This is a genomic window from Arthrobacter sp. Hiyo1 (genome assembly GCF_001263615.2).
Lineage (GTDB): Bacteria > Actinomycetota > Actinomycetes > Actinomycetales > Micrococcaceae > Arthrobacter.
Genome location: NZ_DF952470.1, coordinates 156,390 through 162,840 on the forward strand (window position 1 = coordinate 156,390; position 6,451 = coordinate 162,840).

Genomic DNA, 6,451 nt, shown 5'->3' on the forward strand with positions numbered 1-6,451 from the left:
CTTTGCCGTGCGGGGCGAGGTGCTGGCCGTGGACGGCACAGTGGTGCGGGTTCAGCCGATTCGTTGTGCATCCATGGCGATACCCCGGGTGCTGTCGAACTGGCGGCGGCGGTGCGCGCCGGCCTCGAGGAAGCTGGAGTGGAGATTGAATCCTTCGCTTGAGCGGGAGCTTTTGCCCTGCGGCGACAGCGCTTTCTTGGTGGAACTGCCCGAGCTGACCGCCGTCGTCGCGTACTACCGCGGGCTGACCGGGGCCGGCGCTTCGGTTGGCAGTTCAATGCCGGAGGGGATCATCGACGTCGTGCCGGCCGCCCGCACTGTCCTGGTCACCTTCGATCCCGAAACGATCCGTCCTTCCGACGTCCGCGACTGGCTGGAGTCCGCAGAACCGGCATACGACGTCGCCAGTTCGGCCCGCGATGTGACCATCGAGGTCTCCTACCGTGGCCCGGACCTTGCCGAAACGGCACAATTCCTCGGCATGAGCGAGGCCGAAGTGGTCAAGCTTCACACGAGCTCGGAGTGGACTGCCGCATTTTCCGGCTTTGCGCCCGGCTTCGTGTACCTGGTCACCACGCATGAGCGGCTCCGCGTTCCGCGCCGGAACACTCCACGCACCGCCGTGCCGGCTGGCTCGGTTGGCCTCGCCGGCGAGTTCAGCGGAGTCTACCCGCGATCCTCTCCGGGCGGGTGGCAGCTGATTGGAACCACGACGGCGGCACTGTGGGACGCGTCCAAGGCCGAGCCCGCGCTGATCCGGCCGGGTGACCTGGTCCGATTCGTGGAGGCCTGATGGGGATAGTGGTGGTGAACCCCGGCCCCCTCACCTTGGTGGAAGACCTTGGCAGGCAGGGCTGGGCTTCCTTGGGGCTGAGCCCTTCCGGCGCCCTGGACCGGCAATCGCTTCGCCTTGCCAACCTGCTGGTGGGGAATCCCGCGGAGGCGGCCGGGCTGGAGATATTGCTGGGTGGGCTTCGCCTGCGGTTCGTCACGGCGTCGACGGTCGCGGTGGCGGGTGCCGAGGGAATCGTGAGACTCAACGGGGCCGAGATTCCGCTGAACCAAGCCGTCCGGGTGGCCCCGGGCGCCGTGCTGGACTTCGGTGCCCCTCTGTTCGGACTGCGATATTACCTGGCGGTACAGGGCGGCATCGACGCGCCAAAGCTGCTCGGTTCAAGCAGCACGGACATGCTCTCCGGTGAAGGCCCAGCGCCGTTGACATCGGGTGAGCAGCTAGGAATCGGGCATGTTTCCGCGGGCAATGGCCTGGTTTCGGGTACGGGTTCGGGGACCGTTAACAATGCGCATGTCCTCCCTGCCATCCGCCGCGCTCCTGATCCGGGGCGCGCCATCACAGCCCGCGTGGATCGCGGCCCCGGGCGGACTGGTTCGACCCCGACTCTTGGCGCCGCTTGGTCAGCCAGGAATGGACCCTGTCGCCCGATTCCAACAGGATCGGTGCCCGGCTGGTGGGCCGCCCGCTCACCCAGGCCCGGCTCGAGGAACTGCCCAGCGAAGGCATGGTGCTCGGCGCACTGCAAGTGCCGCCGTCGGGCCTTCCCACAGTATTCCTGGCAGATCATCCCGTGACGGGTGGCTACCCTGTGATTGCCGTGGTGCGTCGCACCGATCTGGACTTGCTGGGCCAAGCCCGCCCCGGCCAGCGGATCCATTTCCTCGGCTGAAGGTCCCCTCCACCGGACTGCGTCAGCCGAACACCAAGTGCGCTACCGTGAAGATCGCGAGCCCGGCCAGCGACCCCACTACGGTGCCGTTGATGCGGATGTATTGCAGGTCCTTACCTACCTGGAGCTCGATCTTTTGCGAGGTTTCCTCGGCATCCCAGCGCGCCACGGTGTCCGTGATGACCCCAGCGATATCGGAACGGTACGTTTTGACGAGGTACCCGGCAGCATCACCGATCCAGGCATTGACCTTGCCCGCCAGCTCGTCGTCGTTGACAAGCCGCGAACCGAAGTCCCGGACGGCGCTCTTGAAGCGCTGTGCCAATTCGCTGTCGGGATCGTCGACGGCGGTGAGCAGCGCGTCCTTGATAGTGCCCCACGTGCGGGAGGCAAGTTCGCGGACCTCGGGATCGCCGAGGACCTGGGTTTTGATTGCCTCCGCGCGGGCGATCATTGCCGGATCGTGCTGGAGATCCTGGGCAAGATCACCGAGGTATGTATCGATCGATTGGCGCACTTGATGGTCGGGATCCTGCTGCACCGCCCGGACGAACTTGGAGATTTCGTTGTAGACCCTGTCTCCCACGATGTCGTCCACGAAGGAAGGAACCCAGAGGGGCGAACGGTCGGACACGAGCCGGTTCACCGTGGAGTGGTTCGCTTCCACCCAATCAGCCGCCCGGTCAACCAGCAGATCGACGAGTTTGTGGTGGTGGCCGTCGGCAAAGATCCGTTCGGCCATCCGGCCTACGGGCGGTCCCCACGGCGGGGTGAGCAGGTGCTTGCGGACCATGCCCTCGATCACTGCCTGGACGTCGTCGTCGTTCAGCACGGTGAACGCCCCGCGGATCAGTGCCGAACCTTCCTTGGCGATGCGCTCCGGGCCACCCGGGGATGCGAGCCACGTGCCGGCTTTCCGGGCGATGTCGATGCTCGCGAGCTTCTCCTGAACCACCTGCTCGGACAGGAAGTTGGTCTCCACGAATTCCCCGAGCGAAGCGCCGATCTGGTCCTTGCGCCGCGGAATGATGGCGGTGTGCGGGATTTTCAGGCCCATGGGGTATTTGAACAGCGCAGTGACGGCGAACCAGTCGGCCAGCGCTCCCACCATGCCGCCCTCGGCAGCGGCCCGCACGTATTCCAGCCACGGATACTGCCTCTGCAGGGCGAAAGCGGCCGTGAAAACCACCGCCATCACAATCAGGAGCGCCAGCGCCACCGACTTCATCCGACGCAGGGCAGCCGCCTTTTCGGCGTCGCCGTTCCGTTGCCCGACGCCGGACCCAACCGTGGAGCTGTTCCCGGCACCTGCGTTCCGGGTGGCCTCCGCCGTCAGGTCGCTATCGCTGTCCGTCACCGGGATTTGTTCAGAGTTCACCTGCATGTGCCCAGCGTAGCCCCGTCGCTGTCATGGACGTGGGCTACCGTGTCCCCATGACGAATGACGAGCCCGGTCGCCCAGACCAAAGCACGGAGCAAAATACGCGGCCCATGGTCTACGCCCACCGCGGAGCCAGTGCAGCATTTGCCGAGCACACGCGTGCCGCCTACCTGAAGGCAATCGCCGACGGCGCCGACGGCGTCGAGTGCGACGTCCACCTGACGCGGGACCAGCACGTTGTCCTGCTCCACGACGCGAACTTGGACCGCACCTCCGACGGTACCGGTCCCGTGGCCGAGAAGACGCTCGAAGAACTGCGGCAGCTGGATTTCTCTTCCTGGAAGGGCGCCCGGATCCCGGACCAGTACGGCGCAAAATCGGACCAGCTCCTGACGCTCCCGGAGTTGCTGGAGATCCTGCGTGGTGCCGGCAGGACCATCGGCCTGGCCATTGAACTCAAGCACCCCAGCCCGTACCAGCTCAAGCTTGAAGACCGCGTGCTGGAGCTTCTCGGCCGGGAAGGGTGGAACGCGGAGACCTCCATGCTGGACAACATCCAGGTTTCCTTCATGAGTTTCAGCCCGGATTCGGTCAAGCACCTGCTCCAGTTCGTTCCCGCGGAGCACATCTGCCAGCTCGTGGACGACGTCACGGTGGAAGAAATCCGCGATGAACTGGGCCTGGGAGTCATCACTGGGGGAGCCGTGGCCAACGTGATGAAGGCAGCCCAGCAGGAAGGCGAACGGATCCTGGACGACTGCGAGGTTGGACTGGCCGGGCCGGGCATCGACTACGTCCGCAAGCATGCCCGCACCGTCCAGCGCTGGCTGGAATCAGGCCGCCGCTTCCGGGTGTGGACCGTTGACTCGGAGAACGATGTTGCCCTCTGCCAAGGCCTGGGCATCCACGAGATCACCACGAACAAGCCGGCGCAGGTCCTCGCCCAGCTTTAGGCACCACGCGCACCCAACTAGCTCGCAGTTGTTGTCGTTTAGGGGCTCCAAAACGACAACAACTGCGAGTCAGATGACCGTGTTGCTGAGGGTTCCAATGCCGCCCAGTGTGATGTCCACCCGGTCGCCGGGCTGGACTGCCACGAAGGTGTTCGGAGCTCCGGTCATGATGATGTCTCCCGGCTCCAGGGTCAGCCATTCGGTGACATAGACGAGGCAATCCGTGATGGAGGATGGCAGGTTGAAGGACCCGGACCGGGCCTTGACCTCGCCGTTGACTACTACCTCGGTGCTGACGTTGTCCGGGTCCTCGATCCCGGTTTCGATCCACGGTCCGAGCGGCGTGTAGTTGGTGCCGGACTTGCCCTGGAAGAGCTTTTCGTCGACGTGGTTTTGATCCACGTTGGTGACGTCGTTGACCACGGTGTAGCCCAGGACGTGGCTCAAGGCGTTCTCGGCCGTGAGCTTTTCCGCCCGCTTTCCGATGACGGCGGCCAACTCGCCTTCCACGTTCACCGTGCCCGCGTTGCGCACGGCCACGATGCCGTCGCCGGGTCCGGCGATGCTGTGGACGGACTTGTGCCAGGCCTGGATGGGCAGTACGTGGTTGTTGTTGCCCAGGTTGTGCCCGATTCCGAGCACCACGGAAGGCCGGACCGGGGCGAGGAGCTCGGCGTCGTCCGCGGAACTGGATTCTCCGGTGAAGGATAGGACCTCGGCAAAGGGATCCTCGATGTGGTCCCAGCGTCCATCGCGCAGGACAGCGTGCTGGGGGCCGGAAGGGGTCTTCAGTCGGGCGATGCGCATGGAACTCCTCGTTGAATTTCTTGTGGCGGTGGACTGTGGCGGTGGACTGTGTCAGGCACGGCCTAGAAAGAAACATACATCATACTGAACTGAGTCCAATACTCTGAACACATAACTCAGTCCGAAACCTTCCGGTTACCGCGCTGGGCAGGGCTGTGGTTGCATGAATACATGCCTTTTTCATGGTCCGCCCGGACAACACAGACAATCTCCGCGGCGGCCATGAGTGCACTGTTACTCGTCAGTGCCAGGAAGCACTTCCGGCAGCCGAAATTCTTCGCTCCCGTGGTCCCGGACTATCTCTGCCGCGAGGACTACGCAGTCGGGCACGCTGAAGCCGGCCAGGACAAGACCAAACCAACCGCACCGCACAACGGCGCCTTGGCGGTCATGTCCAGGGAGGAATGGATCGCGGTGAGTGGACTGCTTGAGGCGGTTGCCGCCGTCGGACTCCTCATTCCTGCCACGCGTAGGGCTGCAGCCCGCGGCACTACGCTGATGTTCACGGCGTTCCTGGCCGGCCACGTGGACGCGCTCCGCCGCGCCTACTCGCCTACAGGTTCGGTGTCCGCTCGGCGGATCCACACACTGCGGCTGCCCTTGCAGATCCCTCTGATCCTGTGGGCATGGAGCTTGGCCGGAGCGAAACGGGGCGCATGAAACTCCTCGAATCCCCGGCGGTGAAGGTGGGCCTCTCCATCAGCATTGCAACGGGTCTCTACGGCATCTCGTTCGGGGCATTGGCCTCGGCCTCGGGGTTCAGTTTCTGGCAGACCATGGCGTTCAGCCTGCTCATGTTCAGCGGCGGCTCGCAGTTCGCCTTCATCGGCGTCGTGGCTGGAGGCGGTTCCGGCATTGCGGCCATGACAGCGGCCGCGCTGCTGGGGTTGCGCAACGGCATCTACGGGATGCAGATGAACGCGCTGCTGCGTCCCAGCGGTTGGCTCAAGTACCCGCAAGCCCACATCACCATCGACGAGTCCACGGCCACTGCCTCGGGACAAAGCGATTCCGACGAACAACGCCGCGGCTTCTGGACAGCCGGACTCGGCATTTTCGTGCTGTGGAACATCTTCACGGCTGTGGGCGCACTGGCCGGCGATGCCTTGGGCGACCCCAAGCAGTGGGGTCTCGACGGCGCCGCCGTGGCAGCGTTCCTCGGCCTTCTTTGGCCGCGGCTCAAGGGCCGTGAGCCATGGGCGATTGCGGCGGCAGCTGCCCTGGCGACCATCATTGCGGTCCCGTTCGTTCCGGCTGGGGTGCCCATCCTCGTGGCCGCCGTGGTGGCCGGAGCCATCGGCTGGTTCAGCCACGGACGCAGCGACGAAGGGATGGAGCCCGACGTCGATCCCTACCCGCGCGGCCATTCCAGTGCTGACGCTTCCAGCCGCGAAAGGAACGCCGAATGAACCTCTGGGTTTGGATCCTCATTGCCTGCGGACTGGCGTACCTGACGAAACTTTCGGGCTATTTCGTGCCGGCGAAACTGCTGCAGAGTCCCCGGATGATGCGTGTGGCCGGCACCATGACCATCGGACTGCTGGCATCCCTGACCGTGGTCAACGCGGTGGCGTCCGGGCAGTCCCTGGCCTTCGACGCCCGGCTCGGCGCGCTGGCTGCGGGTG

General features: G+C 64.9%; 8 protein-coding genes and 2 pseudogenes. 8 read left to right on the plus strand and 2 right to left on the minus strand.

What is annotated here, in order from left to right; all coding sequences use genetic code 11:
* The 4 genes and pseudogenes from AHiyo1_RS26525 to AHiyo1_RS25515 all read left to right on the plus strand — a co-directional run.
* Positions 1-162, plus strand: a pseudogene (locus AHiyo1_RS26525) (LamB/YcsF family protein); the annotation flags it as partial.
* A 37-nt stretch (positions 163-199) separates the two neighbouring features.
* Positions 200-793, plus strand: coding sequence for a 5-oxoprolinase subunit PxpB (pxpB, locus tag AHiyo1_RS09675; RefSeq protein ID WP_340639315.1), 594 nt, complete (start codon positions 200-202; stop codon positions 791-793).
* Positions 793-1,203: pseudogene (locus AHiyo1_RS25510) on the plus strand (allophanate hydrolase subunit 2 family protein); the annotation flags it as partial. The gene pxpB and the pseudogene AHiyo1_RS25510, both read left to right, overlap by 1 nt.
* Positions 1,204-1,412: 209 nt before the next feature.
* Positions 1,413-1,685 (plus strand): hypothetical protein, encoded by a 273-nt coding sequence (locus AHiyo1_RS25515; RefSeq protein WP_084784446.1) that lies wholly within the window; start codon positions 1,413-1,415, stop codon positions 1,683-1,685.
* A 22-nt stretch (positions 1,686-1,707) separates the two neighbouring features.
* Here AHiyo1_RS25515 and AHiyo1_RS09690 read toward each other — a convergent pair whose 3' ends face one another.
* Positions 1,708-2,913 carry a DUF445 domain-containing protein gene (locus AHiyo1_RS09690; RefSeq protein ID WP_253257274.1) on the minus strand — a complete coding sequence of 402 codons (1,206 nt, stop codon included), beginning with the start codon at positions 2,911-2,913 and terminating at the stop codon, positions 1,708-1,710.
* Positions 2,914-3,176: 263 nt separating this feature from the next.
* Here AHiyo1_RS09690 and AHiyo1_RS09695 point away from each other — a divergent pair, with 263 nt between their 5' ends.
* Positions 3,177-4,019, plus strand: a complete 843-nt coding sequence (locus tag AHiyo1_RS09695; protein WP_172465558.1) for a glycerophosphodiester phosphodiesterase family protein — start codon at positions 3,177-3,179, stop codon at positions 4,017-4,019.
* Between the two features lie 69 nt (positions 4,020-4,088).
* On the opposite strand, the gene AHiyo1_RS09700 is transcribed toward AHiyo1_RS09695, so the two are convergent.
* Positions 4,089-4,826: a fumarylacetoacetate hydrolase family protein gene (locus AHiyo1_RS09700; protein WP_059388434.1), complete on the minus strand. Its 738-nt coding sequence runs from the start codon at positions 4,824-4,826 to the stop codon at positions 4,089-4,091.
* Positions 4,827-4,997: 171 nt separating this feature from the next.
* Between AHiyo1_RS09700 and AHiyo1_RS09705 the strand changes: the two genes are divergently transcribed.
* The 3 genes from AHiyo1_RS09705 to AHiyo1_RS09715 form a co-directional block, all read left to right on the plus strand.
* Positions 4,998-5,486, plus strand: a complete 489-nt coding sequence (locus tag AHiyo1_RS09705; protein WP_059388435.1) for a DoxX family protein — start codon at positions 4,998-5,000, stop codon at positions 5,484-5,486.
* Entirely contained in the window at positions 5,483-6,235 is a 753-nt protein-coding gene (locus tag AHiyo1_RS09710; RefSeq protein WP_059388436.1) for an AzlC family ABC transporter permease, read from the plus strand. The genes AHiyo1_RS09705 and AHiyo1_RS09710 overlap by 4 nt, the downstream gene beginning before the upstream one ends.
* On the plus strand, positions 6,232-6,451 hold a 220-nt coding region (locus tag AHiyo1_RS09715), incomplete at its 3' end, for an AzlD domain-containing protein (protein ID WP_059388437.1). The genes AHiyo1_RS09710 and AHiyo1_RS09715, both read left to right, overlap by 4 nt.

What these genes read in the sequence shown, in the direction of transcription:
- AHiyo1_RS09690 (WP_253257274.1), bottom strand. Translation starts at nt 2,913, where the DNA reads ATGAAGTCGGTGGCGCTGGCGCTCCTGATTGTGATGGCGGTGGTTTTC.
- AHiyo1_RS09695 (WP_172465558.1), top strand. Translation starts at nt 3,177, where the DNA reads ATGGTCTACGCCCACCGCGGAGCCAGTGCAGCATTTGCCGAGCACACG.
- AHiyo1_RS09700 (WP_059388434.1), bottom strand. Translation starts at nt 4,826, where the DNA reads ATGCGCATCGCCCGACTGAAGACCCCTTCCGGCCCCCAGCACGCTGTC.
- AHiyo1_RS09705 (WP_059388435.1), top strand. Translation starts at nt 4,998, where the DNA reads ATGCCTTTTTCATGGTCCGCCCGGACAACACAGACAATCTCCGCGGCG.
- AHiyo1_RS09710 (WP_059388436.1), top strand. Translation starts at nt 5,483, where the DNA reads ATGAAACTCCTCGAATCCCCGGCGGTGAAGGTGGGCCTCTCCATCAGC.